The sequence below is a fragment of the Streptomyces sp. NPDC001851 genome (assembly GCF_040297165.1).
Lineage (GTDB): Bacteria > Actinomycetota > Actinomycetes > Streptomycetales > Streptomycetaceae > Streptomyces.
The window spans coordinates 206,858-231,476 of record NZ_JBEOYR010000010.1 but is presented as its reverse complement, the minus strand read 5'-3'; the positions used below and the strand labels follow the sequence as shown (position 1 = coordinate 231,476).

At 72.0% G+C, this 24,619-nt stretch carries 21 protein-coding genes; 7 read left to right on the top strand and 14 right to left on the bottom strand.

What is annotated here, in order from left to right:
* Positions 1–8 precede the first annotated feature (8 nt).
* Complete coding sequence (locus ABT171_RS17370) at positions 9–1,742, bottom strand: glycoside hydrolase family 6 protein (RefSeq protein WP_351244525.1); 1,734 nt, start codon at positions 1,740–1,742, stop codon at positions 9–11.
* Positions 1,743–1,772: 30 nt separating this feature from the next.
* Positions 1,773–3,248 (bottom strand): cellulose binding domain-containing protein, encoded by a 1,476-nt coding sequence (locus ABT171_RS17365; protein WP_351244523.1) that lies wholly within the window; start codon positions 3,246–3,248, stop codon positions 1,773–1,775.
* A gap of 259 nt (positions 3,249–3,507) precedes the next feature.
* On the opposite strand from ABT171_RS17365, the gene ABT171_RS17360 reads away from it, so the two are divergent.
* Positions 3,508–6,426: a glycoside hydrolase family 48 protein gene (locus ABT171_RS17360; protein WP_351244521.1), complete on the top strand. Its 2,919-nt coding sequence runs from the start codon at positions 3,508–3,510 to the stop codon at positions 6,424–6,426.
* Positions 6,427–6,591: 165 nt separating this feature from the next.
* On the opposite strand, the gene ABT171_RS17355 is transcribed toward ABT171_RS17360, so the two are convergent.
* The 3 genes from ABT171_RS17355 to ABT171_RS17345 form a co-directional block, all read right to left on the bottom strand.
* Positions 6,592–7,368 carry a class I SAM-dependent methyltransferase gene (locus ABT171_RS17355; RefSeq protein ID WP_351244519.1) on the bottom strand — a complete coding sequence of 259 codons (777 nt, stop codon included), beginning with the start codon at positions 7,366–7,368 and terminating at the stop codon, positions 6,592–6,594.
* A gap of 5 nt (positions 7,369–7,373) precedes the next feature.
* Positions 7,374–7,679, bottom strand: a complete 306-nt coding sequence (locus ABT171_RS17350) for a 4a-hydroxytetrahydrobiopterin dehydratase (RefSeq protein WP_351244517.1) — start codon at positions 7,677–7,679, stop codon at positions 7,374–7,376.
* A 76-nt stretch (positions 7,680–7,755) separates the two neighbouring features.
* Positions 7,756–8,874 (bottom strand): ADP-ribosylglycohydrolase family protein, encoded by a 1,119-nt coding sequence (locus ABT171_RS17345; protein WP_351244515.1) that lies wholly within the window; start codon positions 8,872–8,874, stop codon positions 7,756–7,758.
* 36 nt (positions 8,875–8,910) lie between these two features.
* Here ABT171_RS17345 and ABT171_RS17340 point away from each other — a divergent pair, with 36 nt between their 5' ends.
* On the top strand, positions 8,911–9,795 hold the full coding sequence (locus tag ABT171_RS17340) for a helix-turn-helix domain-containing protein (RefSeq protein WP_351244513.1): 885 nt from the start codon (positions 8,911–8,913) through the stop codon (positions 9,793–9,795).
* Between the two features lie 99 nt (positions 9,796–9,894).
* Entirely contained in the window at positions 9,895–10,758 is an 864-nt protein-coding gene (locus ABT171_RS17335) for a Sco1979 family transcriptional regulator (RefSeq protein ID WP_351244512.1), read from the top strand.
* Between the two features lie 227 nt (positions 10,759–10,985).
* On the opposite strand, the gene dnaK is transcribed toward ABT171_RS17335, so the two are convergent.
* The 6 genes from dnaK to ABT171_RS17305 all read right to left on the bottom strand — a co-directional run bounded on the left by dnaK (position 10,986) and on the right by ABT171_RS17305 (position 17,817).
* Positions 10,986–12,866 carry a molecular chaperone DnaK gene (gene dnaK, locus ABT171_RS17330; RefSeq protein WP_351244510.1) on the bottom strand — a complete coding sequence of 627 codons (1,881 nt, stop codon included), beginning with the start codon at positions 12,864–12,866 and terminating at the stop codon, positions 10,986–10,988.
* Positions 12,867–13,003: 137 nt separating this feature from the next.
* Complete coding sequence (locus ABT171_RS17325; protein WP_351244508.1) at positions 13,004–13,429, bottom strand: OsmC family protein; 426 nt, start codon at positions 13,427–13,429, stop codon at positions 13,004–13,006.
* Between the two features lie 151 nt (positions 13,430–13,580).
* Positions 13,581–14,018 (bottom strand): hypothetical protein, encoded by a 438-nt coding sequence (locus ABT171_RS17320; RefSeq protein WP_351244507.1) that lies wholly within the window; start codon positions 14,016–14,018, stop codon positions 13,581–13,583.
* Between the two features lie 99 nt (positions 14,019–14,117).
* Positions 14,118–15,161, bottom strand: coding sequence for an MBL fold metallo-hydrolase (locus ABT171_RS17315; RefSeq protein ID WP_351244629.1), 1,044 nt, complete (start codon positions 15,159–15,161; stop codon positions 14,118–14,120).
* A gap of 170 nt (positions 15,162–15,331) precedes the next feature.
* Complete coding sequence (locus tag ABT171_RS17310) at positions 15,332–16,588, bottom strand: aminotransferase class I/II-fold pyridoxal phosphate-dependent enzyme (protein ID WP_351244506.1); 1,257 nt, start codon at positions 16,586–16,588, stop codon at positions 15,332–15,334.
* Positions 16,589–16,788: 200 nt separating this feature from the next.
* Entirely contained in the window at positions 16,789–17,817 is a 1,029-nt protein-coding gene (locus ABT171_RS17305) for a hypothetical protein (RefSeq protein ID WP_351244504.1), read from the bottom strand.
* A gap of 470 nt (positions 17,818–18,287) precedes the next feature.
* Between ABT171_RS17305 and ABT171_RS17300 the strand changes: the two genes are divergently transcribed.
* The 4 genes from ABT171_RS17300 to ABT171_RS17285 are packed head-to-tail and all read left to right on the top strand — an operon-like array spanning position 18,288 to position 21,676.
* Positions 18,288–20,084 carry a thiamine pyrophosphate-requiring protein gene (locus ABT171_RS17300; protein WP_351244502.1) on the top strand — a complete coding sequence of 599 codons (1,797 nt, stop codon included), beginning with the start codon at positions 18,288–18,290 and terminating at the stop codon, positions 20,082–20,084.
* 16 nt (positions 20,085–20,100) lie between these two features.
* On the top strand, positions 20,101–20,478 hold the full coding sequence (locus ABT171_RS17295) for a DUF2795 domain-containing protein (protein ID WP_351244501.1): 378 nt from the start codon (positions 20,101–20,103) through the stop codon (positions 20,476–20,478).
* Positions 20,475–21,185: a diguanylate cyclase gene (locus ABT171_RS17290; RefSeq protein ID WP_351244499.1), complete on the top strand. Its 711-nt coding sequence runs from the start codon at positions 20,475–20,477 to the stop codon at positions 21,183–21,185. The genes ABT171_RS17295 and ABT171_RS17290 overlap by 4 nt, the downstream gene beginning before the upstream one ends.
* The gene (locus ABT171_RS17285) at positions 21,134–21,676 is read left to right on the top strand and encodes a type 1 glutamine amidotransferase domain-containing protein (RefSeq protein ID WP_351244497.1); all 543 of its coding nucleotides are present in this window, start codon (positions 21,134–21,136) and stop codon (positions 21,674–21,676) included. The genes ABT171_RS17290 and ABT171_RS17285 overlap by 52 nt, the downstream gene beginning before the upstream one ends.
* A 62-nt stretch (positions 21,677–21,738) precedes the next feature.
* Here ABT171_RS17285 and ABT171_RS17280 read toward each other — a convergent pair whose 3' ends face one another.
* The 3 genes from ABT171_RS17280 to ABT171_RS17270 all read right to left on the bottom strand — a co-directional run bounded on the left by ABT171_RS17280 (position 21,739) and on the right by ABT171_RS17270 (position 24,589).
* Complete coding sequence (locus ABT171_RS17280; RefSeq protein WP_351244495.1) at positions 21,739–22,026, bottom strand: DUF6158 family protein; 288 nt, start codon at positions 22,024–22,026, stop codon at positions 21,739–21,741.
* A gap of 160 nt (positions 22,027–22,186) precedes the next feature.
* Positions 22,187–23,806, bottom strand: a complete 1,620-nt coding sequence (locus ABT171_RS17275; RefSeq protein ID WP_351244493.1) for an ABC-F family ATP-binding cassette domain-containing protein — start codon at positions 23,804–23,806, stop codon at positions 22,187–22,189.
* Positions 23,807–23,848: 42 nt separating this feature from the next.
* A complete protein-coding gene (locus ABT171_RS17270) occupies positions 23,849–24,589 on the bottom strand; it encodes a histidine phosphatase family protein (protein WP_351244491.1) in 741 nt (246 codons plus the stop codon).
* Positions 24,590–24,619: the final 30 nt, after the last annotated feature.

The window sequence follows — 24,619 nt, the reverse complement described above, 5'->3', positions numbered from 1 at the left end:
CGCCGGAGTCACGACAGCGGCGGGTAGGCGTTCTGCATCAGCTGCTGGAACTCGGCGGAGAACCAGTGCCCGGCCAGCGGCGCGTTCGGCAGGGCACCGGACATGTGGTAGTTGTTGCGGACGTTGCCCGTGTACGTCGGGTCGCACATCCGGTCGAAGCCCTTGCCCTCGTCGTTCGGGACCGCGGAGCTGGAGCCGTCGGACTCACCCGGGGGCTTCATCCACACATAGGCGTCGATCCCGGGGGCCGGGTTGGCCTGCGGGCGTTCGCCGAGGCCGGCGCCGGCCTGGTTGCACCAGTTGCCGACGTGGACCCGGCGGTCGTAACGGCCGCCGTCGACATAGGCGTCCACGCTGGTCCTCGGTCCGGGTCCGGTCGGGCGCGCGGTGCCGCCCCAGCCGTTGCGGGAGGTGTCGATCAGCATGCCGATGCCCGGGTTGAAGCCGACCGAGACCAGCTCGTTGCGGAAGGCCTGGGCGAAGGACAGCTCGTCGGCGTAACGGTTCCAGTCGACCCACTTCGACTGACGCACCGAGGTGCCGTTGACCGTGTCGTCGACCGTGAAGTTGTCCTCCTTCAGGGCGCTGTAGTTCGCCGTGTTGGTGATGAAGCCCTGTACATCGTCCACAGTCGCCCCTTCACTGGTCGCCGCCTGCTTGAACAGGTTCGCGGCGGCGCCGAAGTTGTCGTCCCAGCCGAGCCAGCCGTGGTGGCCGGCGTCGAGGTAGTTGTAGACGTTCGGGACGGCGCCGAGCTTGGCGAGGGCGTAGCCGACGCCCTTCACGTAGTTTCCGTTGGCGAGCATGGTGTCGCACTGGGGTGTGGCGGTGGCCCGGCTGCCCGTGTTGGTGACGAGGTTGGGCAGCGAGTCGAGCTCGATGGTGGTGACGATCCGCAGCGAGGCGTACTTGGGGTCGGACAGGATCGCCGCGATCGGGTCGATGAACTGCGTCCGGTACTTGTCGATCTCGGTCGGACCGAGTTCGCCGTTGGAGGCCAGCGCCGAGCAGTCACGTCCGGGCAGGTCGTAGATGACCAGCTGGACGACCTCGTCCCCGCTGCCCTTCTGCGCGAGGGCCGCGTCCAGATGGTCGCGCAGGCCCATGCCGCCGTTCACGCCCCTGATCGCGGCGATGCGGTCCAGCCAGACACCCGTCGGCTGGCCGGAGACGCGGCTGCCGCCCGGTTCGGCGGCCGCGTTCGCCGACCACTCCGGGTTCACATAGACCTTGGCGCCGGAGTAGGGGTTGTCGACGCGGCCTCCGGCACTGCCGCCCCCGCCGCCGGTTCCGCCTCCCCCGCCGCCGCCCCCGCTGCTGCCGTCGTCGACGTTGCAGGTGACACCGTCGAGCGTGAACGTGGCGGGCACGGCGTTGCTGCCGCTGTAGGAGCCGTTGAAGCCGAAGCTGACCGAACTCCCCGTGGCCAGAGTTCCGTTGTAGCTCTCGTTGGCCGCGGTGACGGCGGTGCCGCTCTGGCTGATCTTCGCGTTCCAGCCGCTGGTGACCTTCTGGTTGCCGGCGTACGACCACTTCACCGACCAGCCGGACTTCGCCGCCGCGTTGTTGGTGACGGTGACGGCCGCGGTGAAACCGGTGTCCCACTGGTTCTGCACCTTGTAGTCGACGGTGCAGGGGACGGCGGCGGCCGCGGCCGAGGCGGGTGCGGCGGTGAGCGCCGTCCCGGAGGCTCCGGCGACCAGGGCCAGGGCGGCGAGCAGCGGTGTTCTGGTACGAGTCATGAGTGCGGGTTCCTTCTGTCTTCCGTGGGTCTACGGGTTGAGGGCGCGCAGACGGTCGCGCAGCCCGACGCCGTACGCGGTGGGTGTGCCGTCGTAGGCGGAGATCAGGGACGGTCCCGAGGAGCAGTCCCAGGTGTTCCAGGTCCAGCCCAGGTAGGACAGGTCCCGGTCGTCGAACCACTTCATGACCTGGTCGACGAATCCGTGTGAGCAGGTGTTCTCGCCGGTCTCGCCGGCGATCAGGGGCACCTGCGCGGCGACCGGGGCGAGGGTGGAGTTCCAGCAGCTCGCGCTCGCGCAGGCGTTGAAGTTGTAGACGTGGTAGGCGGCGGCGAGATTGCCGGCCGGGTCGGTGGGTTTGTATGCAGTCCACTGACTGAGGTCGTTTGCATACGCCAGCCCGCCGGCCATGATGACGTTCTTCGCGCCGGCACCTCGGATACTGTCGACGAGATCCTGCATACCGGCGACCTCGTACGGGATCCCGGGACAGGTCCCGCCATCCCGCCAGCACGTCCAGGCGTCCGTGACGCTGCCGGTCGCCCGGTCCGGGTAGGGCTCGTTGAACAGGTCGAACACCGGCGCCGGGTCGTCCTTGAAGGTGCTCGCCACCGACGCCCAGAACGACGGGCTGTACTGCAGGTCGGGCATCGGCTTCTGGCAGGTGGCGTGCACGTCGGGGCAGCCGGCCGAGTTCCCGGTGTACTGGCCGTAGGACCAGTGGAGGTCGAGGACCGGCGTCATGCCGTGCGCTTCGACGCGGGTCACCAGGTCCTTGACGGCGTTGATGTAGCGGGTGCCGCCGTACTCGGGCTTGATACCGGAAAGGCCCAGCCAGCACTCCTCGTTGAGCGGGATGCGGACCGCGTTGGCCTTCCAGTCGGCGATCGCCTTGATCGCCGCGTCGTCGACCGGGCCGTCCCAGATGCCGTGGCCCTGGACGCACATGAACTCGCCGCCGGAGCGGTTGACGCCGAGCAGCCGCCGGGGCTTGCCGCCGGCGTCCACGAGCTTGGTGCCGGACACGTGCAGGGCGGGTGCGGTGCCGTTCGCGGGCGGCGGGTCGGTGGGCGGGGGTGTCGTCGGCCCCGGGTCGACATTGCAGGGGGTGCCGTTGAGTTTGAATACGGTGGGCGCCACATTGGACCCCGGCCAGGAGGCGAGGAATCCGGCGCTGACGCTGGCGCCGGTGCCGAGCGAACCGTTGTAGCTCTCGTTTCCGGCGGTCACGGTGGTGCCCGACTGGGACCACTCGGCGTTCCAGCCCCGGGTGACCTTCTGGCCGCCGGGGAAGTCGAAGGTGAGTGTCCAACCGGCCAGTGCCGCCTGGTGGTTGGTGATGCTGACCGACCCCTGGAAGCCGCCCGCCCACTGGTTGGTGACGGTGTACTCGACGGTGCAGGCGGGGGCGGCTCCGTGGGCCGACACCACCGGGACGAGCACGCTCCCGACGAGCGCGACCGCACCGGCGGCAGTTAAAAGTACTGAACGCGGGGGGTGTCGCATGAGCGACTCCTTGCAGCTGGGCGCGCCGTGGCGGACGCGCCGACTGACTGGAATCGCTCCCACTGGTGCGAAGGAAGGTAGCGCCAAGTGGCAGGGTTGCCCAGGGAAGTTGCTGACTTTTCCCCAGCGGCGGCCGTCGAATCTTTTCGATTCTTGGAACACCTTGACGGTTCACAGGGCCGTCCTCACTATGGGAGCGCTCCCACTGGTTCAGGCCTTGACTTCTCCCGCACGGCAAGCCGCAAGGAGGAACCAGCACATGGATCCCGGACGCAGACACAGAGCCGCGCGGCGGCTGTGGACCGCCGTGGCGGCCGCGTTCGCCCTGCCCCTGTCGTTGCTCGCCACCGGTACGACGACCGCGCACGCGGCGTCCGTGCAGTGCAGCGTCGACTACAAGACCAACGACTGGGGCTCCGGCTTCACCGCCGACCTCACCGTCACCAACCGCGGCACGGATGCGATCGACGGCTGGACGCTGAGTTACGCCTACACGGGCAACCAGACGCTGTCGAACGGCTGGAGTGGCACCTGGTCCCAGTCGGGCGGGACGGTCACCGTCAAGAACGCCGCGTACAACGCGACCATCGCCGCGGGCGCCGCCGTCTCCACCGGCGCCCAGTTCAGCTACAGCGGCACCAACACCGCTCCCGCTTCCTTCACCGTCAACGGCACGGCCTGCACCGGGGCGCACCAGCCGCCGGTGACGGTGCTGACCAGCCCGAGCGCGGGCGCGGTGTATACACAAGGGGACGCCGTGCCGCTCGCGGCGACCGCGGCGGCGGCAGACCACGCGTCCATCAGCAAGGTGGAGTTCTACGACGACACCACGCTGCTGGGGACGGACACGAGCGCGCCGTACACGCTCTCCGCCTCAAGTTTGACCGTGGGCAGTCATTCGCTGGTGGCGAAGGCGTACGACAGCCTGGGCGCGTCCGCCGAGTCCGCTCCGGTGGGCATCACGGTCGCCTCCGGGCCGACGGTCGTGGCCTCGCCGGCCCAACTGGGCGTTCGGCAGGGCACGTCGGGCACCTTCGGTGTGAAGCTGTCGACGCAGCCGAGCGCGAACGTGACGGTGAGCGTGGCCCGCACGGACGGCATCACCGGCCTGTCCGTGACCGGCGGTTCCTCCCTCACCTTCACACCGTCGAACTGGAACACCGCGCAGACGGTGACCGTGACGGCCGACTCCTCGGGCACCGGTTCGGCGACCTTCACCGCCTCGGCCGCCGGCCACACCAAGGCGACGGTCACCGTCACGGAACTGCCCGCGTCGAAGACGTACGACACCCGGTTCCTGGACCTGTACGGGAAGATCACGAACCCGGCGAACGGCTACTTCTCCCCCGAGGGCATCCCGTACCACTCGGTGGAGACACTGATCGTCGAGGCCCCGGACTACGGCCACGAGACCACGTCCGAGGCGTACAGCTATCTGCTGTGGCTGCAGGCGATGTACGGCAAGGTCACCGGCGACTGGTCGAAGTTCAACGGCGCGTGGGCCCTGATGGAGAAGTACATGATCCCCACGCACGCCGACCAGCCGGCGAACTCCTTCTACAACGCCTCCAAGCCGGCGACGTACGCACCCGAGCAGGACACCCCCGACCAGTATCCGGCGAAGCTGGACACGTCGGTGTCCGTGGGATCGGATCCCATAGCCGGTGAACTGAAGACTGCATACGGTACGGACGACGTATACGGTATGCACTGGATCGAGGACGTCGACAATGTCTACGGATACGGCGACACGCCGGGCGGCACCTGCGAGGGCGGCCCGGCGGCGAGCGGCCCGTCGTATCTGAACACCTTCCAGCGCGGCCCGCAGGAGTCGGTGTGGGAGACGATCCCGCAGCCGACCTGTGACGCCTTCAAGTACGGAGGCAAGAACGGCTACCTGGACCTGTTCACCGGCGACAACTCCTATGCCAGGCAGTGGAAGTACACCGACGCCCCCGACGCGGACGCCCGCGCCGTGCAGGCGGCGTACTGGGCGGACGTGTGGGCCAAGCAGCAGGGAAAGGGCGGTGACGTCTCCGCGACGGTCGCCAAGGCCGCGAAGATGGGCGACTACCTGCGGTATGCGATGTACGACAAGTACTTCAAGAAGATCGGCAACTGTGTGGGGGCCTCGGCCTGTGCGGCCGGCACCGGCAAGGACGCCTCGCACTACCTGCTGTCCTGGTACTACGCCTGGGGCGGCGCCACCGACTCCAGCGCGGGCTGGGCCTGGCGGATCGGCTCCAGCCATGTCCACGGCGGCTACCAGAACCCCCTCGCGGCGTATGCGCTCAGCAGTTACGCCGACCTGAAGCCGAAGTCGGCCACGGGGGCCACGGACTGGGCCAAGTCCCTGCAGCGGCAGCTGGAGTTCTACCAGTGGCTGCAGTCGTCCGAGGGGGCGATCGCGGGCGGCGCGACCAACAGCTGGCAGGGCCGCTACGCCGCCCCGCCGGCCGGGACGCCGACCTTCTACGGCATGTACTACGACTGGCAGCCCGTCTACCACGACCCGCCCTCGAACCAGTGGTTCGGATTCCAGGCCTGGTCGATGGAACGGGTCGCCGAGTACTACCAGCAGACCGGGAACGCGACGGCGAAGGCCGTTCTGGACAAGTGGGTGAAGTGGGCGCTGTCCCGGACCACGATCAACCCGGACGGCACCTACCGGATACCGTCCACCCTCCAGTGGTCGGGGCAGCCCGACACCTGGAACCCGTCAAGCCCCGGCAGCAACACCGGCCTTCACGTCACCGTCGCCGACTACACCGACGACGTCGGCGTGGCGGCCGCGTACGCCAAGACGCTGACCTACTACGGCGCCAAGTCCGGTGACGCGACGGCCAAGTCGACGGCGAAGGCGCTGCTGGACGGCATGTGGAGCAACTACCAGGACGGTCTGGGCATCGCCGTCCCCGAGACCCGCACCGACTACAGCCGCTTCGGTGACGCGGTGTACGTCCCCAACGGCTGGACCGGGACCATGCCGAACGGCGACGCGATCAACTCCTCGTCCACCTTCACCTCGCTCAGGTCCTTCTACAAGAACGACCCGTCCTGGTCGAAGATCGAGACCTACCTCAAGGGCGGCGGCGCACCCGTCTTCACCTACCACCGCTTCTGGGCCCAGGCGGACATCGCCCTGGCCATGGGGTCGTACGCGGAGCTCCTCGAATAGTCCCCGCTGACGCTCCGCGTGCACGGCTCCGTCACCGGCGACGGGGTCACACAGGAACCGGGCGGTCCCCACCTGCACAGGGGGCCGCCCGGTCGTCACGTCATCCCGGCCCCCTCCGTGGGCTTCGGCTTCACGCGGGAGCGGATCGTGGCCCAGTCGCCCCGTTCAGGGCGCGGTCGCGGCTTCCGCCTCTCCGTCCGCCACCGGCTTGCGGTAGGCGCGCAGCGCGAACACCGGGTCGGGCCGGGGGCGGTCCTGGTCCGGCAGCCGGCTCAGGCGGGTGGCGAAGTCCTCGGTGCGGGGATCGCCCGGTGGCAGCCGGGTGAACCAGCCGCGGCGCAGGTCGGCGATGGTGCTGCGAGGGCTGCGGCCCTGGCCGATCCCGGGGAACACGGCGTCGCCGGCCGGCCGCAGCCCGTACCGGACGGCGTGCGCGGTGACGGTGGCGGCGGCGTCCTGGGCGGGGCGGTGCGGGCGGGAGGCGAGGACCGCGTCGATGTCGCTGCCGACGTCGTGCGCGGCGGCCTTGTCGACCGTGGTGACGTAGACCCCGCCGGGTCGCAGCACGCGGGCGCACTCGGCGACGATGGCGCGGACGTCGTCGGCGTCCTCCAGCAGGTGCAGCAGCCAGATGCTGGTGACCGCGTGGCACGTGCCGGTGCCGAAGGGCAGGCGGCGGCTGTCGGCCCGGACGACCGCACCCGGCAGCCGGGCCCCCGCCATGCGGACCATGGCCGGGGTGAGGTCCACGCCCGTCACCCGCAGCGCGGGGCGGCCGGCGGCCAGCCGGCGGGTGACTATGCCGGTGCCGCAGGCCACGTCGAGGAGATGGCCCGGGCCATCGGGGATCAGGCCGAGGACCGCCTCGGTGGCCGCTGCCGCGCGGGCTTCGCCGCCCCGGGACGCGTCGTAGGCGTCCGCTTCTTTCTCGTAGTCGAGCACGCCCGTCAGTGTGCGCCGTGACCTGGGGCGATGTCCTCCACCCTGCGGGCGAGACCGAAGTCCTTCTCGGTGACGACACCGCCGGCGCTGTGGGTGTGCACGCTGAGGGAGACGGTGTTGTAGCCGAGGCCGAGGTCGGAGTGGTGGTCCAGCTCGTCCTGGACGGCGGCGATGTGCATGACCAACGCCGCCGCCGCGACATGCGAGCCGAGGCGGTAGGAGCGGGTGAGCCGGCCGGACTCCACCGACCAGCCGGGCAGTTCGGCGAGCCGGTCCTCGATCTCCTTCTGCGACAGCGGTTCGACGGCCATGGCCGGGTCTCCCTTCGGGGGCGGTGACGAGGGGTACGCAATCAGCCTGCCACGCCGGCCGCCCGCGCACTCTCCGTCAGCCGGGCGCGCACTCCGCCGCGAGGTCGTCGGCGAGCGCGGCGATCCTGGCCCGGCCCTCCACCTGTGCCACCCAGTTGTGCGGCAGGCCGGTGTCGCCGTACCGGGCGCCCAGCAGATTGCCGCAGATCGAGCCGGTGGAGTCGCTGTCGCCCGAGTGGTTGACGGCCAGCAGCAGGGCCCGTACGGCGACGGGCTCGGCGAGCGCGCAGTAGACGCCGATCGCGAGGGCCTCCTCGGCGACCCAGCCCGCGCCGAGGGACTCCACCTTCTCGGCCGCCGGTGCCCCGTCGGCGGCGAGGTCGAGGGCGGCGCGCAGGGCGGCCGTCGTCTCGGTGTGTCCGCGGTGCCGTTCCAGCAGCCGCAGCGTGCGCAGCACCGCGCCCTCCAGGGAGTCCCCGGCGACCAGGTGGGCCACGATCGCGGCGAGGGCGCCCGCCGCGTAGTAGCCGGTGGGGTGGCCGTGGGTGATCTGGGCGCCGCGCGCGGCCATGGCGAAGGCCGTGTCGGCGGGGGCGACCAGGCCGAAGGGGGCCGAGCGCATCACCGTGCCGCAGCCCTTGGAGTCGGGGTTGACCTCGCCCGGTGTGCCGTCGAGCGGCAGTGCGGGGTCGGGCGCGTACGTCTGGGCGATGCCGGACAGGCAGGCGTTGCCCGGGGCGCGGCGGGCGTACAGCCAGGCCTCGGTGACCAGGCCGCCGGGATGCGACGGTGCCGGCTGCGGCGATCCGGGCTGCGGCGGGCCCGGCTTGGACTGGGTCTCCAGCCAGCGCTCGTACGCCTGGCGCAGCAGCAGCGGCCAGGCGCCGCCGATGCCCTTCTCGCGCTCCCGGGCGTGCGCCTGGATGAGGGCCTCGACGGTGAACAGGGTCATCTGTGTGTCGTCGCTGATCAGGCCGACGGCGCCCTGCGCGCCGGGCACGAGGCCGGTGACGCCGTGCCGGCCGTGCGCGGTGCGGATGCGGTCCAGGGAGGCGAACTCCACGGGGTAGCCGAGGGCGTCACCGAGTGCGCCGCCGAGGAGACAGCCGCGGACCCGGGCCCGGTACACGGCCCCGGTCTGAAGGGACGCCGAGGGGGACGGGATCTGCCACGGCTTCGACCACGGCTGGTTCATGGGTGACTCCGCGACTCCTCGACTACGGTCGGATGCATGACCATTGTCGCTTCCGGCCCCGCCGCGTCCTCCACCGCCCCAGGTGCTCCAGCCGCCCCGGCCGCTTCAGCCGCCTCAGCCGCCTCAGCCGCTTCCGGCAAGGGTGTCGGTCCGCTGCTGCGGGCCTGGCGGGAGCGGCGCCGGATCTCCCAGCTGGAGCTGGCGCTGCGCGCCGACTCCTCGGCCCGGCACATCAGTTTCATCGAGACCGGCCGGTCGCGGCCGAGCGAGGAGATGGTGCTGCGGCTCGCCGAGCATCTGGACGTGCCGGTGCGCGAGCGCAACTCCCTGCTGCTGGCGGCCGGTTACGCCCCGCGCTATCCGGAGACCCCGCTGGACGACCCGGCGCTCGGCGCGTTGCGCGACGGCATGGAGCGCCTGATCCAGGGTTACGAGCCCTACCCGGCGCTGGTGGTCGACGCCGGGTATACGGTCGTCGCCGCGAACCGGGGCATCGCGATGCTGCTGGACGGTGTGCCGGAGACGCTGCTGAGCCCGGCGCCGAACGCGATGCGGCTGACCCTGCACCCGCAGGGGCTGGCGCCGCGCATCCGCAATCTGCGCGAGTGGCGCGGGCATCTGCTGGCGCAGATGGAGCGGCAGATCGCCCTGGAGCGCTCGGAGCGGCTGCGCGCCCTGTACGAGGAGGTGGCGGCCTACCCGGTGCCGCACGAGGAGGCGCCGGCCGACGAGGCGGAGGAGCCTGTCGCGTACTTCGCGCTGCCGCTGCGCATCGAAGTCGGCGGCCGGGTCCTGTCGTTCGTGTCGTCGATCTCGACGTTCAACACGCCGATGGACGTCACGGTCGCCGAACTCGCCATCGAGACGTTCCTGCCGGCGGACCCGGCGACCGCCAAGTACCTGCACACGCTGGCCGGTTGACGCCTCCCCCGCCGCCCGGATCCTCATCGGACCGGTGTGCGAGAGCAGATCGCATGGCAGACTGCCCGGGTACTTCGGCGCGTAAGGGGAGGGCGTGGCGTGAGTGAACGGCGGGCTGCGCCCACCGTCGGCCAGGTGGTGCTCGGCAAGCGGCTGCAGGAGCTGCGCGAGGCGGCGGGCCTGGGCCGCGAGGAGGCCGCCCGGGTGCTCCGGGTGGCGCCCGCCACCGTACGGCGGATGGAGATGGCCGAGGTCTCGCTGAAGATCCCGTACGTGCAGGTGCTGCTGGACACCTACGGGGTGGCCGAGGAGGAGGCGGACGCCTTCGTGCGGCTGGCCGAGGAGGCGAACCAGCCGGGCTGGTGGCAGCGGTTCCACGACGTGCTCCCGGACTGGTTCAGCCTGTACGTCAGTCTGGAGGGCGCCGCCCGGATCATCCGCTCCTACGAGCCGCACTTCGTCCCCGGCCTGCTGCAGACCGAGGACTACGCACGGGCGGTGCTTCAGGCCGGGACGATCGGGCAGACCTCGCCGCAGACCGTGGAACGGCATGTGTCGCTGCGCATGGAACGGCAGCGGCTGCTGGACCGGGACGACCCGCCGCACCTGTGGGTGATCATGGACGAGACGGTGCTCAGGCGTCCGGTGAGCACGCGCGGCGAGGTGATGCGCGCGCAGCTGGACCGGCTGCTGGAGTACGCCGAGCGGGACCGGGTCACGCTGCAGCTCGCCGAGTTCGCGGCGGGCCCGCATCCGGGGACGTACGCGCCGTTCACGCTGTTCCGGTTCGCCGAACCGGAGCTGCCGGACATGGTGTTCACCGAATACCTGACCGGCGCCCTCTACCTGGACTCCCGCCGTGAGGTCGCCGCGCATCTGGAGGTTCTGGACCACATGACGGCGCGGGCGGCGTCGGCGCAGCGCACGCGGACCCTGCTGCGGGAGTTCCGCAGGAGACTGTGACGCTTGCCCCCCTCGGGCCCTGTGACGTCCCCTGACCGGCATGCTGCTGATCGTGCCGGCTGCACACAGTCCAACGCATACAATCGGCCGCATACAGTCTGCTGCATACCGGCTACGGCATTCCGTCTCCTGTACTCCGCCTGCAGCATTCCGTCTCCTGTATTCCGACTCCTGTATTCCGACTCCTGTATTCCGTCGGCGGCCGTTCCGTCTGCCGCATACCGGAGTCAGGCCGCGCCTCCCTTCTCGTCCTTGTCCTCGTCCACGATCTCGGCGTCCACCACGCCCTCCTCGTCGGTGGCGGAGCCGTGTTCCGTGGCCGGTCCGCCGTCGGCGGAGGCGGCGGAGGAGGAGGAGGAGGAGGCTGCGTACATGGCCTGCCCCATCTTCTGGCTGACGGTGGCGAGTTTCTCCACCCCGGTGCGCAGGGCGGTGGTGTCGGCGTTCTGTTCCAGCAGGGTTTTCAGTTCCGCGACGGCCGTCTCGACCTCGCCGCGCGTGTCGGCGGGGACGCGGTCGGGGTTGTCACGGAGGAACTTCTCGGTCTGGTAGACGAGTTGCTCGGCCTGGTTGCGGGTCTCGGCGGCCTCGCGGCGTTTGCGGTCCTCCTCGGCGTACTGTTCCGCCTCCCGCATCATGCGGTCGATGTCGTCCTTGGGCAGGGCGGAGCCGCCGGTGACGGTCATCTTCTGCTCGCGCCCGGTGGCGAGGTCCTTGGCGGAGACGTGCATGATCCCGTTGGCGTCGATGTCGAAGGCGACCTCGATCTGCGGGACGCCGCGCGGGGCGGGCGGCAGTCCGGTGAGGTCGAAGACGCCGAGCTTCTTGTTGTAGGCGGCGATCTCGCGTTCGCCCTGGTAGACCTGGATGCCGACCGAGGGCTGGTTGTCGGTGGCGGTGGTGAAGATCTCCGAACGGCGGGTGGGGATCGTGGTGTTGCGTTCGATCAGTTTGGTCATGATGCCGCCCTTGGTCTCGATGCCGAGGGACAGCGGGGTGACGTCGAGGAGGAGTACGTCCTTGACGTCGCCGCGCAGGACGCCGGCCTGGAGGGCGGCGCCGACGGCGACCACCTCGTCGGGGTTGACGCCCTTGTGCGGGTCCTTGCCGGTGAGGTCGCGGACCAGGTCGGTGACGGCGGGCATCCGGGTGGAGCCGCCGACGAGGATGACGTGGTCGATCGCGGCCAGTTCGATCCCGGCGTCCTGGACGGCCTGGTGGAAGGGCTGCTTGCACCGGTCGAGCAGGTCGGCGGTCAGCTCCTGGAACTGCGCCCGGGTCAGTTTCTCGTCCAGGTGCAGCGGGCCCTCGGCGGAGGCGGTGATGTAGGGCAGGTTGATGGTCGTCTCCGAGGACGACGACAGTTCGATCTTGGCTTTCTCGGCGGCTTCCCGCAGCCGCTGCACCGCCATCTTGTCGGCGGCGAGGTCGATGCCGTAGCTCCCCTTGAACCGCTTCACCAGATGCTCGACGATCCGCTGGTCCCAGTCGTCGCCGCCGAGGTGGGTGTCGCCGTTGGTGGCCTTCACCTCGATGACGCCGTCGCCGATCTCCAGCAGGGACACGTCGAAGGTGCCGCCGCCGAGGTCGAAGACCAGCACGGTCTGTTCCTCGCCGCGGTCCAGGCCGTAGGCGAGGGCGGCGGCGGTCGGCTCGTTGATGATCCGCAGGACCTTGAGGCCCGCGATCTCCCCGGCCTCCTTGGTGGCCTGCCGCTGGGTGTCGTCGAAGTACGCGGGTACGGTGATCACCGCGTCCGTGACGTCCTCGCCGAGGTAGGCCTCCGCGTCCCGCTTCAGTTTCTGCAGCACCCGCGCGGACAGCTCCTGCGCGCGCAGGCGGGTGCCGTCGATCGAGCCCTGTTCCGGGAAGCGCCAGCCGGCGTCGCCCATGTGGCGTTTCACCGAGCGGGCGGTGCGCTCCACGTTCGTCACGGCCTGCCGTTTGGCGACCTCGCCCACCAGCACCTCGCCGTTCTTCGCGAACGCCACCACGGACGGCGTGGTCCGCGCGCCCTCCGCGTTGGTGACGACGGTGGGCTCGCCGCCCTCCAGGACGGCCACCACCGAGTTCGTCGTCCCGAGATCGATCCCGACCGCACGTGTCATGGTCCGTTCCCTTCCGCCCGGGCGCCTGCCGCTCTCCCAGGACATGACGTGCCTGCGACGCTGTCAATGCCCGGGTTCCCCGGGAACGGCGATGCCGCGCCCCCTGCGGGACGCGGCATCCGGGGTCGTACGAGGCCTCAGGCCAGCTCGGCCGTCAGCGTGATGGTCGTACCGGTCAGGGCCTGGCTGACCGGGCAGTTCTTCTTGGCGTCCTCGGCGGCCGAGGCGAAGCCCTCGGCGTCCAGGCCCGGCACCTCGCCGCGCACGGTGAGGTGGATGCCGGTGATGCCCTCGCCCGGCTGGAAGGTCACGTCGGCCTTGGTCTCCAGGCGGGTGGGCGGGGTGCCGGCGCCGGCCAGGGCGTGGGAGAGAGCCATGGAGAAGCAGCTGGAGTGAGCACCGGCGATCAGCTCCTCGGGGCTGGTCTTCCCGTTCGCGTCCTGGGAACGCGAGGCCCAGGTGACCGGCTGCTCGCCGATGCCGGAGGAGTCGAAGGTGACGACGCCGTCGCCCTCAAGGAGGTTGCCTTCCCAGACCGTGTGCGCGGTGCGCGTGGTGGCCACGATGATTCCTTTCCGTCGGATCCCGGTTCCGGGGTCTTGTGCTCCTCTATCCGATCACATCCTGGCTCTTCGCACGCGGTGCCGTGGGCACCCGGTACCTCACTAGGGTCTGTCGTCACATTCCGGTCTGCCTGGCGGCGCCAGGCACGCCCTAGCGGCCGTCGTAGCCGGCCGTCGGCATGGACAGGCGGCGGTGCACGCGGGCTTTCATCTGCGCGTCGTACGACGGCTCGGCCCGCCCGACGGTTTCCACCCGCACGCCGCGTCGGGCGCACTCGGCGGTGAACGCCTCGACGGAGGACACGGCGCGCCGGAGTACGCGCAGGCTGGGTGCGACGAAGACGTGCACGCCGGGCCGGATGCCGTCCCACAGGGCGCAGTGGTCGAAGCGGAGTCCGCCGGCGAGGAGTTCCCGGGCGATGACGTATCCGCGTTCGGCGGCCCAGCGGGCGCACATGGCGTGCTGGCTGCGGGAGTCGACGAGGAAGGGGTCCGCTTCCAGTTCTTCCAGGGGGGTGAGGCTGGCGATGGCGATGACCCGTACCGGCGTGGGTGCGGGTGTGTGGGAGGTGCCCCGCGGTTGTCCCATGGTGTCCCCCTCACCTCCGGTTTCGCCGCCGACCCTACTCCTGCCCGTAGCCTTCGGGGAGTCGCGTGAAGGAGGCGAAGAGGGGCCGGCGCGGAGTCCTTACGGGGTTCTGCGCTCCAGCACCCTTGAAGCGCCGACCGGCAGGTCCCACAGGTCCTCTCTGTCGAGTCCCGCTCTCTCCCAAGCCGCCCGCACCCTGGTGAGCGGTTCCAGGACCGGCTCGGCCGAGAGGATGAAGGTGCCCCAGTGCATGGGGGCCATGCGGCGGGCGCCCGTGTCGAGGGTGGCCTGGACGGCTTCTTCGGGGTCGCAGTGGACGTCGCTGAGCCACCAGCGGGGGTCGTAGGCGCCGATGGGCATGAGGGCGAGGTCGATGCCGGGGTAGCGGCGGCCGATGCGGGAGAACCAGTGGCCGTAGCCGGTGTCGCCGGCGAAGTAGAGGCGCTGTCCGTCGGCGTCGGTGAGGATCCAGCCGCCCCAGAGGCTGTGGCAGGTGTCGGTGAGGGTGCGCTTGGACCAGTGGTGGGCGGGGACGAAGTCGAAGCGTACGCCGGCCAGTTCGGCGCCTTCCCACCAGTCCAGTTCGGTGACGCAGGTGAAGCGGCGGCGGTGGAACCAGCGGCCGAGGCCGGCCGGTACGAAGACGGGGGTGGTCCGCGGGAGTTGCCGCAGTGTGGGGGCGTCGAGGTGGTCGTAGTGGTTGTGGCTGATGACGACGGCGTCGATGCGCGGCAGGCTCTGCCAGGGGACGCCGACGGGGGTGATGCGGGCGGGGGTGCCGAGGATGCGGCGGGACCAGACGGGGTCGGTGAGGACGGTCAGGCCGCCGATCCGGAGGATCCAGCTGGCGTGTCCGGCCCAGGTGACGGCGAGGGTGCGGGTGTCGACGCGGGGCAGCGGGGCGGGCTCGCAGGGGAGCCGGGTGATGTCGGCGAGGCCTTCGGGGCCGGGGCGTACGGCGCCTTCGCGGGCGAAGCGGGCGAGGGCCTTGAGGCCGGGCAGGGGGGCGGTGAGCCGGTCGTGGAAGGTGCGGGGCCATACGCGGTGTTCGCCGAGGGGGCGGGGTTCGGCCAGCGGGGGAAAGGGCGGCGCCAGGGGGGCCGGCGTGACGGTTTCGGGGGCTTCGCCGGTGTGTGCGGTCATCGTGTTCGTCATCGGCGTCGTGGTCGCCGTCGTGGTCGTGGCCGCCGACGTGGTCAGGGTCGCCGTGGTGGTCGCCGTCGTGGTCGCCGTCGTGGTCGTCACGGCCGGTCCAGGCGCGGTCGTCGCGGTCGTCGCGGTCTCATGCGTCTCGGGCTCATGCGTCTGGTGCGTCATCGAGGAGGCTCCCGTCGGTGAGCGTCGTCGCGGAGATCGTCGAGGACCGCCGTCAAGGACAGCAACGCGCGTTGCACGTGGGGCAGTTCCAGCGGCGCGGGTGAGGTGAGGCATTCCGTGCGTTCCTCGTCCGTGCCGCCGAGCAGGGGGCCCGTGGCGAGGCGCACGCGCAGCGCCCCGAGGTCGTCGCCGAAGCGGTGGCCGCCGGGGGCGGGCATGCCGAGGCGGGCGGTGAGGAGGTCCTCCAGCTCCTGTGCGTCGCCGACGCCTCGGGCGGCGAGGGGTTCGCACAGCGGGCCGAGGTCGGCGTACAGGTGGCGGCCGGCCTGCGGGGGGCGGGCGAGCGCGCCGGCGGCGACGACGGCGGTGTGGGCGGCGGCGGCCACGCGCGCGTGCAGGCGTACGACCGTTTCGCGGCGCTCGGTGACGGGTGGGGGTTCGTCGAGGGCGTAGCCGGCGGCCGCGGCGACGGGTGCGGCGATGCGGGCGCCGAGCGCGGTGAGGATGTCGAGCACGCGCGCGTGGAGGTGCGCTCCGGGTTCGGTGGCCGGGAAGCGGGCGACGGCGGCGGGCCAGCCGGGCGGCAGCAGGGATCCGGCGAGGTCGGTGACGACGGTGACCAGGTCGGGCCGCATCTCGGCGGGGCTGAGCAGGACGGTGTCGTGGGGGTGGTGCAGGGTGTCGCGCCAGGTCTCGTCGCTGACCAGGTGCAGTCCTTCGGCGGTGGCGGCCTCGACGGTCTCGTGGAGGAGTTCGGGCGGGGCGACGGTGGCGGTGGGGTCGTCGGCGACGGACAGCACGAGCAGGCGGGGGTCGCCGCCCTCGGCGCGGACCCGGCGGACGGTCTCCAGCAGGGCGTAGGGGTCGGGGACGCCGCCGCTCTCGGCGGGTGTGGGCACGTGGTAGGCGGGCCGGCCCAGGACCCGGGCGTACGGCGCCCACCAGGCGGCGCAGGGGCGGGGGACGAGGACGTCGCCGCCGTCCGAGGCGAGTGCGGAGGTGAGGGCGAGCAGCAGGGCGGGGGCGCCGGGGCCGGCGGCCACCTGGTCGGGGACGGTGGGCAGGCCGCGCCGGGTCCAGTAGCCGCAGGCCGCTTCGAGGAGGGCGGGGGCGCCGCCGACGGGCTGGGCGTCGGTGCGGCTCGCCGCGGCGGCGAGTACGGCGGTGAGTTCGGGGAGTACGGGCAGTCCGTCGCCGGGCAGGGGCGGGCCGTAGCGGACGGGGCCGTGCCCTTCGGGGTCCGTCCGCCGCATGTCCGCCTCCGCGCAGTCCGGGTGCCGGGTGCCGCCCGGTCGGGTGCCGTGTGGCCGGGCGGGCTGTGTCGTCGTGGGCTGGTGTGTGGTGTGTGTCCGTGGTGTGGGGTGCCGGTTGGTGTGGGGGCCGCTTGCGGTGTCCTCGTGAGGGTGTGTACCCGCCGGGCGGCCGTCCATGGGAGTGGCGGGGGTTGCTCCGGTCACACGTCCGTGGGCCGGTCCGCGGGGGTGCGCCGGCGGCCGTACAGGCGGTAGCCGGCTCCGCCGCAGGCCGCGGCGATGAAGACGGCGCCGCCGGCGAGGGCCGGGGCCGAGTCGGTGAAGGTGCCTCCCTGGCCGGCTTCGACTCCGTGCTGAACGGTGGCCGGGTCGCATCCGCCGGCGTCGTGGCCCTGCCGGTCGTCGGGTCCGCCGCAGCTGTGGCCGTCGTCGGAGCAGTCTCCGCCGCCGGTGCAGTCGCCGCCGTCATCGTGGCACCGGCCGCCCTCACGGCAGGTGTTCCCGCCGGAGCACGCGTCCCCGGACTTGCAGCCCGCACCGCCCTGGCAGTCCTCGCCCGCCCGGCAGCCCGCACCGCCCTGGCAGTCCTCGCCCGCCCCGCAGCCGGTACCGCCGCCGCAGTCCTGCCCCGCCCTGCACTCCGTACCGTCCGGGCCCGCGCAGGCCTCCTGGCTGCGGCAGCCGCCGTCGCCCTCCTCGCAGGGCTCGCTCTCCCGGCACGGGCCGGTGTCGGCGCCGCCGACGGTGTGGTCCGGGGACACGGGGCCGGCGGTCTGGGCCGCGGTCGGGAGGCCGGCGGTGTGGTCCGGGGACACGGGGCCGGCGGTCTGGGCCGGGGACGGGAGGCCGGGGCCGGCTTCGGCAGGGGGCAAGGCCGACCCGACCGCGTGGGCCGGGGACGGGAGGCCGGCGGTGCGGGCCGGGGACACCGGGCCGGCGGTCTCGACGGGGGACACGGTGCGGGGGCCGGTCTCGGCAGCGGGTACGGCGGACCCGGCCGCGTGGGCCGAGGCCGGGAGGCCGGCGGCCGTGTGGTCCGGGGACACCGGGCGAGCTGTGTGGGCCGAGGCCGGGAGGCCGGCGGAGTGGGCCGGAGACACCGGGCCGGCGGTCTGGGCCGACGACACGGAGCCGGGGCCGGCCTGGTCGGCGGGTGCCGCGGGCCCGGTCAGGGCGAGCGCGGCACCGGCTATGAAGGCGATGGACAGGGCACGGGCGGTGCGGCGCATGGGTCGGGCTCCTCGGCGGGCACGGCGGGCGGTCGACGGCGGTGGTGGTGGTACGCCGGACACCGGGACGGCAGCACGTCCGGCACCGGTACGGCAGCACGTCCGGCACGGACGGCGGCGCGTCCGGCGCCGGTACGGCGGCAGTTCGCCGGACACCGGTGGAGCGGTGCCGCGGGCCCGGGTGCCGGTGGCGCTGTCCGGCGGTGTCGCGGGTACGGGGCACGGCGTGCCCTCGCTGCCATCACAGCCCCCGCGGCGCCGCGGCGCGCGCGGCCGGCCGCCATTCGCGGGACGGGGACGGCCGGCCGGGTGACCCGTGCCGGCCGCGGGTTTCCGGACCCGCGCCCTGACGGCGTCGGTGGGGTTTTCCGTGCCCTGCGCGGGGGTCCGAGGTTTTCCGTGCCCCGCGCAGGTGACTCGGTATCTGCTGACCGGATCGTCCGCTTCGCACCTCACCGGGAGGTTCCTCCATGAGCACCAAGGTCTCCGACCACATCCTTGAGCGCTTGCGCGCTTGGGGCGTGGAACAGGTCTTCGGCTATCCGGGCGACGGCATCAACGGGCTGCTCGCCGCCTGGGGACGTGCCGAGGACCGGCCGCGGTTCATCCAGGCCCGGCACGAGGAGATGTCCGCGTTCGAGGCGGTCGGGTTCGCGAAGTTCAGCGGCCGTATCGGGGTGTGCGCGGCGACGTCGGGTCCGGGCGCGATCCATCTGCTGAACGGGATGTACGACGCGAAGCTGGACCATGTGCCGTTGCTGGCGATCGTCGGCCAGACCAACCGGACCGCGATGGGCGGCTCCTACCAGCAGGAAGTCGACCTGCACACGCTGTACAAGGACGTCGCCTCGGACTTCGTGGAGACGGTGACGGTGCCGGAGCAGCTGCCGAACGTCCTGGACCGGGCGATCCGCACCGCGTACGCCCGGCGCTGCCCGACGGCGCTGATCATCCCGGCCGATGTGCAGGAGCTGGACTACTCGCCGCCGACGCACGAGTTCAAGATGGTGCCCTCCAGCCTGGGCATGAGCGACTACACCGCGACCCCGACGGACGAGGCGCTGCGCCGTGCGGCGGATGTGCTGAACGAGGGTGACAAGGTCGCCGTCCTCATCGGGCAGGGTGCCGCGGGTGCGGTCGCGGAGGTGCAGGAGATCGCCGAGCTGCTCGGCGCGGGGGTCGCGAAGGCGCTGCTCGGCAAGGACGTGCTCAGTGACGAGCTGCCGTACGTGACCGGGCCGATCGGGCTGCTGGGCAGCCGGCCGTCGTACGAGCTGATGCGGGACTGCGACACCCTGCTGACGATCGGGTCGTCGTTCCCGTACACGCAGTTCATGCCGGACTTCGGCAAGGCGCGCGGGGTGCAGATCGACATCGACCCGCACATGATCGGGATGCGTTTCCCGTACGAGGTGAACCTCGTCGGGGACGCGAAGGCGACGCTGCGGCGGCTGATCCCGTTGCTGAACGCCGACCGGGGCGGCCGCGAGTGGTACGACACGGTGTGCGCGAACGTGCGGCGCTGGCACGAGACGATGGACCGGCGGGCCCACCTGTCGGCCGACCCGATCAACCCGGAGTACGTGGCGCGGGCGCTGGATCCGCTGCTGCCGGACAACGCGATCCTGACCTCGGACTCCGGTTCGGTCGCCAACTGGTACGCGCGGCACATCACGATGCGGCCGGGCATGCGCGGTTCGCTGTCCGGGACGCTGGCGACGATGGGGCCGGGGGTGCCGTACGCGATCGGTGCGAAGTTCGCGCATCCGGACCGGCCGGTGGTCGCGCTGGTGGGTGATGGCGCGATGCAGATGAACGGCCTCGCGGAGATGATCACGGCGGCGAAGTACCGGGACCGCTGGTCGGATCCGCGGCTGGTGGTGGGTGTGTGGAACAACCAGGACCTGAACCAGGTGACCTGGGAGATGCGGGCCATGCAGGGCGCTCCGTCGTTCCTGCCGTCGCAGGAGATCCCGGACGTGCAGTACGCGGCGTTCGCCCGCTCGCTGGGTCTGACCGGGATCCGGGTGGAGAAGCCGGAGGAGGTGGAGGCGGCCTGGCGGGCGGCCCTGCAGGCCGATGGGCCCGCGGTGGTCGAGTTCCTCACCGACCCGGCCGTACCGCCGATCCCGCCGCATGCCACCTGGGAGCAGATGGAGGCGACGGCCGCGTCGATCCTGAAGGGCGACGCGGACCGCGGCTCGATGGTCAGGCAGGGGCTGAAGGCGAAGGTGCAGGAGTTCCTGCCCGGCAAGGACAAGCGCTAGTCCCCTGGAGGGAGACATGCAGCGAGGCAGTGACCGGCTGAGCGTCCACCGGGACGACGAGATGAAGCACGAGCTGAAGGGCCTGCTGAGGTCCGGGCATCCGACACGGGTGGAGGAGTGGCACGATCCGGAGCCGGCCGCGGACGACGATCCGGAGGTGTGGAGCGGCCCTGTGGGCGGACTGGGTTCGCCGGCGTCGCTGGAGCGGGTGCGGACCGAGCTGGCCCGGACCCTGAGCCGTAGTTGCTTCCCGGCGACCGCGCGGGACCTGGCGCGGATGCTGCGCCGGCGGAACGCGCCGGCCGCGCTGGGCGACGCGGTGGCCGGGTTGCCGCACTCGGCCCGTTACGAGAACGTGCAGCAGCTGGCCGAGGCCCTGGTGGGCCGCGGATGAGCCGGGGCCAGGCGGCCGAGATCGCGCGCGGGGCCGGCGTCGACGTCGAGCTGGCGACGACCCGGTTCCTGCTGTACGGACTGCTGCCCGGCTGGTTCGTGCCGGGGCTCGCCGACTGGGCGATGCACCGGCGCACCCGGATCGAGGAGACCGCGGGCACGAAGGAGTCGGTGATCCACGCGCTGATGATGGCGGAGGTCGGTCTGCCGATCGCGCTGACGCTGCGCTACCGGATCAATCCGCTGCTGCTGAGCGTTCAGCTGGGGGCGGCGGCGGTGCATGAGGCGACCGCGCTGTGGGACGTGCGCACGGCCGTGGACAGCGATCGCGAGGTCGGGCCGGTCGAGCAGCACATCCACAGTTTTCTGGAGTCGCTGCCGTTCGGGGCTCTCGTCTCCCTGATGTGCCTGCACGCCGACCAGGTGCGGTCGCTGCTGCGGGGAGGGCGCGGGGATGCGGACGCGTGGCGGCTGCTGCCGCGCAAGCGTCCGTTGTCGCCCGGCTATCTGGCGGGCATCGGGGTGGCGATCGGCGCCTTCGTGCTGCTGCCGTACGGCGAGGAGCTGTGGCGGTGCCGGCGGGCGGCCCGGGCGGGGAAGGGGCGCGCCGGCGCGGAAGAGGCCGCGGTGGGGAAACGGAAAGGGAACGGAGCATCATGCGTATCGCGTTTCTCGTGGCGCCCGAGGGCGTCGAGCAGGTCGAGCTGACCGAGCCGTGGAAGGCGGCCTCGGATGCCGGGCACGAGCCGGTGCTGGTGTCGACGGGGCCGGGGAAGGTCCAGGCGTTCCACCATCTCGACAAGGCGGACACCTTCGATGTGGACGAGGTGGTGGGCGAGGCGTCGGCGGGGTCGTTCGGCGGTCTCGTGCTGCCGGGCGGGGTGGCCAATCCGGACTTCCTGCGGATGGACGAGAAGGCCGTGGGGTTCGTGGCGGACTTCTTCGAGCAGGGCCGTCCGGTCGCGGCGATCTGCCACGCGCCGTGGACGCTGGTGGAGGCGGATGTCGTACGGGGCCGGGTGCTGACGTCCTGGCCGAGCCTGAGGACGGACATCCGCAACGCGGGCGGCACCTGGGTGGACGAGCAGGTGAAGATCTGCGACCAGGGCTCCAGCCGGCTGGTGACCAGCCGCAAGCCGGACGATCTGAAGGCGTTCTGCGCGGCGTTCCTGCACGTGTTCGCCGGGGAGCCCGGCTGACCTGCGGGGGCCGGCGGGCGGGCCGGCCCGGGGGGCCGGCCCGTTCCGTGCGTGCGTGCCGGTCAGGTGCCGGGCACGCCGGGGCTCGCCGTCTCGCCGCAGCCGCGCTCGCGGGCGCCCTCGCGGGTGCGTCCGGCGCTCACCAGACGGCGCGGGTTGCGGCGCAGGTATTCGCCCTCCAGCTGTGCCATGCGCTCGTTGTGGGCTCGCAGCGCGTCGTTCGAGCCGTACAGCAGCGTGTCGTGGCGCGTGCGGTGGATCGTCTCCAGCTCCTTCATGAGCTGCTGGTCGTCCAGCCGGCTGGGGTCGACTCCGGTCATCGTGGTGCCCCGCTCGTCGTGTTCGTTCATGGGCTACGGGTACCCGCCCGGCCCGCACTGCTCCCGAGCGGTTTCCGGGAGGAATCGAGGAATCCATGGAGCTCGCGGTCCTGAGTCCACTGTACGAACATCCGGGGCCCGGGGCCTCCGCATGCGTCGGCCCGTGGCGGGAGCGGTACGTCGGCGTGCCCTAGCGGGCGCGGGTCACGCGCCGCTCGTCCCAGACCGGTTCCTGGGTCTCGCGGACGTGCCCGTCGCTGCCGAAGACCAGGTAGCGGTCGAAGGAGCGGGCGAACCAGCGGTCGTGGGTGACGGCGAGGACCGTGCCCTCGAAGGCCTCCAGGCCCTCCTGGAGGGCCTGCGCCGACTCCAGGTCGAGGTTGTCGGTCGGCTCGTCCAGCAGCAGTGCGGTGGCGCCCGCCAGTTCCAGCAGCAGGATCTGGAAGCGGGCCTGCTGGCCGCCGGAGAGCCGGTCGAAGGTCTGCTCGGCCTGCTGGGTGAGTTCGTAGCGGCGCAGTCTGGACATGGCGGCGCCGCGGTCCTGGGCGTGCTCGGTCCACAGGATGTCGAGGAGGGTGCGGCCCTGGAGTTCCGGGTGGGCGTGGGTCTGCGCGAAGTGGCCGGGCACGACGCGTGCGCCGAGTCTCCACTCGCCGGTGTGCGCGACGTCCTCGCCGGCCAGCAGTCGCAGGAAGTGTGACTTGCCGGAGCCGTTGGAGCCGAGGACGGCGACCCGTTCGCCGTAGAAGACCTCCAGGTCGAACGGTTTCATCAGGCCGGTCAGTCCGAGTCCCTCGCAGGTGACGGCCCGGACGCCGGTACGGCCGCCCTTCAGGCGCATGGTGATGTCCTGCTCACGCGGCGGCTCGGGCGGCGGGCCGGCCTCCTCGAACTTGCGCAGGCGGGTCTGGGCGGCCGCGTACCGGGAGGCCATCTCGTGGCTGACGGCGGCGGCCTGCCGCAGGTTCAGGACCAGCTTCTTCAGCTGGGCGTGTTTCTCGTCCCAGCGGCGGCGCAGTTCCTCGAAGCGGGCGAAGCGTTCGCGGCGGGCCTCGTGGTAGGTGGCGAAGCCGCCGCCGTGCACCCAGGCGTCGGCGCCGGCCGGGCCCGGTTCCACGGAGACGATCTTCTCGGCGGAGCGGGCGAGGAGTTCGCGGTCGTGGGAGACGAACAGGACCGTCTTGCGGGTCTCCTTGAGCTGCTCCTCCAGCCACCGCTTGCCGGGCACGTCGAGGTAGTTGTCCGGCTCGTCCAGGAGCAGGACCTCGTCGGTGCCGCGCAGCAGCGCCTCCAGCACGAGGCGTTTCTGCTCGCCGCCGGAGAGGGTGCGGACCAGGCGCCACTGGGCCTTCTCGTAGGGGACGCCGAGGGCGGCGGTGGTGCACATGTCCCACAGGGTCTCGGCCTCGTAGCCGCGGGCCTCGGCCCAGTCGGCGAGGGCCTGCGCGTAGCCCAGCTGGGCGGCCTCGTCGTCGACGGTCATGAGGGCGTGCTCGGCGTCGTCGACGGCCTTCGCCGCCTGGCGGATGCGGGGCGGGGCGACGGAGACGAGGAGGTCGCGTACGGTCGTCTCGTCGCGTACGGAGCCCACGAACTGGCGCATCACGCCGAGGCCGCCGCTGACGGTGACGGTGCCGGCGTGCGGCTTCAGTTCGCCGGAGATCAGCCGGAGCAGGGTGGTCTTGCCTGCGCCGTTCGGACCGACGAGCGCGACGGCGGCCCCTTCTCCGACCCGGAAGGACACGTCCCCGAGCAGGGTCCTCCCGTCGGGGAGGTGATACTCCAGGTGCGCGGCTTCCAGATGTCCCATGGCCAGGCATTCTCCGGGTGGAGGCGGGTGAACGGCAAACGGTTAACGGGCGGGGCGGCGCTGACGGGGGGCGGGCCGGTCCTGACGGGAGGGTGCGCGGAGCCGGGGCGGTCCCGGGGCGGGGCGTCGGCCCGCCGTCTCCACCGGCTCCCCCGCCGGGCCGCTCTCGCCGGCCGGTTCCACCGTGGCGCCCTCCCAGGAGAGGGCCTTCCAGCCGTCGGGCGGGGAGCCCTTGAGGATGACCACGCCGGTGTTCTTCAGGGGGCGGGCGGCGGCGAAGGGGACGTCGACGTTGGCGGCCCGGGCGGCGGTCCACATGCGGATCGCGGCGCCGTGGCTGACCATCGCGACGGTACGGGCACCGCTCGCGGCGGCCTCGGCGATCACGGCGTCGTACCGGGCGAGGGCCTCCTCGCCGCTCTCCCCGCCGGGGATGCGCAGCGCGGTGTCGCCGGCCGCCCAGGCGAACACGGTGCGCATGTACTCCCGGCCCTCGGCGGATTCGCCGGGCAGCATCTCCAGGTCGCCGGCGGACACCTCGCGGATGCCGTCGCGGACGAGCACCGGGAGGCCGACGGCGGCGGCCAGCGGGGCGGCAGTGAGCCGGGTGCGCAGCAGCGGGGAGGCGTAGACGGCCTCGATGTCCTCGCCGGCGAGCGCCTCGGGCAGTGCGGCGGCCTGCGCCTGGCCGAGCGGGGTGAGGCCGGGTCCGGGCACGGCGGTGTCCAGCAGCTGGTCCACGTTGGACGGCGTCTCGCCGTGGCGGACGAGGAGCAGGCGCATGCGGGAAACTCCTTGCGCGCCGGCCGGACC

What these genes read in the sequence shown, in the direction of transcription:
- ABT171_RS17370 (WP_351244525.1), bottom strand. Translation starts at nt 1,742, where the DNA reads ATGACTCGTACCAGAACACCGCTGCTCGCCGCCCTGGCCCTGGTCGCC.
- ABT171_RS17365 (WP_351244523.1), bottom strand. Translation starts at nt 3,248, where the DNA reads ATGCGACACCCCCCGCGTTCAGTACTTTTAACTGCCGCCGGTGCGGTC.
- ABT171_RS17360 (WP_351244521.1), top strand. Translation starts at nt 3,508, where the DNA reads ATGGATCCCGGACGCAGACACAGAGCCGCGCGGCGGCTGTGGACCGCC.
- ABT171_RS17350 (WP_351244517.1), bottom strand. Translation starts at nt 7,679, where the DNA reads ATGGCCGTCGAACCGCTGTCGCAGAAGGAGATCGAGGACCGGCTCGCC.
- ABT171_RS17345 (WP_351244515.1), bottom strand. Translation starts at nt 8,874, where the DNA reads ATGAACCAGCCGTGGTCGAAGCCGTGGCAGATCCCGTCCCCCTCGGCG.
- ABT171_RS17340 (WP_351244513.1), top strand. Translation starts at nt 8,911, where the DNA reads ATGACCATTGTCGCTTCCGGCCCCGCCGCGTCCTCCACCGCCCCAGGT.
- dnaK (WP_351244510.1), bottom strand. Translation starts at nt 12,866, where the DNA reads ATGACACGTGCGGTCGGGATCGATCTCGGGACGACGAACTCGGTGGTG.
- ABT171_RS17320 (WP_351244507.1), bottom strand. Translation starts at nt 14,018, where the DNA reads ATGGGACAACCGCGGGGCACCTCCCACACACCCGCACCCACGCCGGTA.
- ABT171_RS17315 (WP_351244629.1), bottom strand. Translation starts at nt 15,161, where the DNA reads ATGACCGCACACACCGGCGAAGCCCCCGAAACCGTCACGCCGGCCCCC.
- ABT171_RS17310 (WP_351244506.1), bottom strand. Translation starts at nt 16,588, where the DNA reads ATGCGGCGGACGGACCCCGAAGGGCACGGCCCCGTCCGCTACGGCCCG.
- ABT171_RS17305 (WP_351244504.1), bottom strand. Translation starts at nt 17,817, where the DNA reads ATGCGCCGCACCGCCCGTGCCCTGTCCATCGCCTTCATAGCCGGTGCC.
- ABT171_RS17300 (WP_351244502.1), top strand. Translation starts at nt 18,288, where the DNA reads ATGAGCACCAAGGTCTCCGACCACATCCTTGAGCGCTTGCGCGCTTGG.
- ABT171_RS17295 (WP_351244501.1), top strand. Translation starts at nt 20,101, where the DNA reads ATGCAGCGAGGCAGTGACCGGCTGAGCGTCCACCGGGACGACGAGATG.
- ABT171_RS17290 (WP_351244499.1), top strand. Translation starts at nt 20,475, where the DNA reads ATGAGCCGGGGCCAGGCGGCCGAGATCGCGCGCGGGGCCGGCGTCGAC.
- ABT171_RS17285 (WP_351244497.1), top strand. Translation starts at nt 21,134, where the DNA reads ATGCGTATCGCGTTTCTCGTGGCGCCCGAGGGCGTCGAGCAGGTCGAG.
- ABT171_RS17280 (WP_351244495.1), bottom strand. Translation starts at nt 22,026, where the DNA reads ATGAACGAACACGACGAGCGGGGCACCACGATGACCGGAGTCGACCCC.
- ABT171_RS17275 (WP_351244493.1), bottom strand. Translation starts at nt 23,806, where the DNA reads ATGGGACATCTGGAAGCCGCGCACCTGGAGTATCACCTCCCCGACGGG.
- ABT171_RS17270 (WP_351244491.1), bottom strand. Translation starts at nt 24,589, where the DNA reads ATGCGCCTGCTCCTCGTCCGCCACGGCGAGACGCCGTCCAACGTGGAC.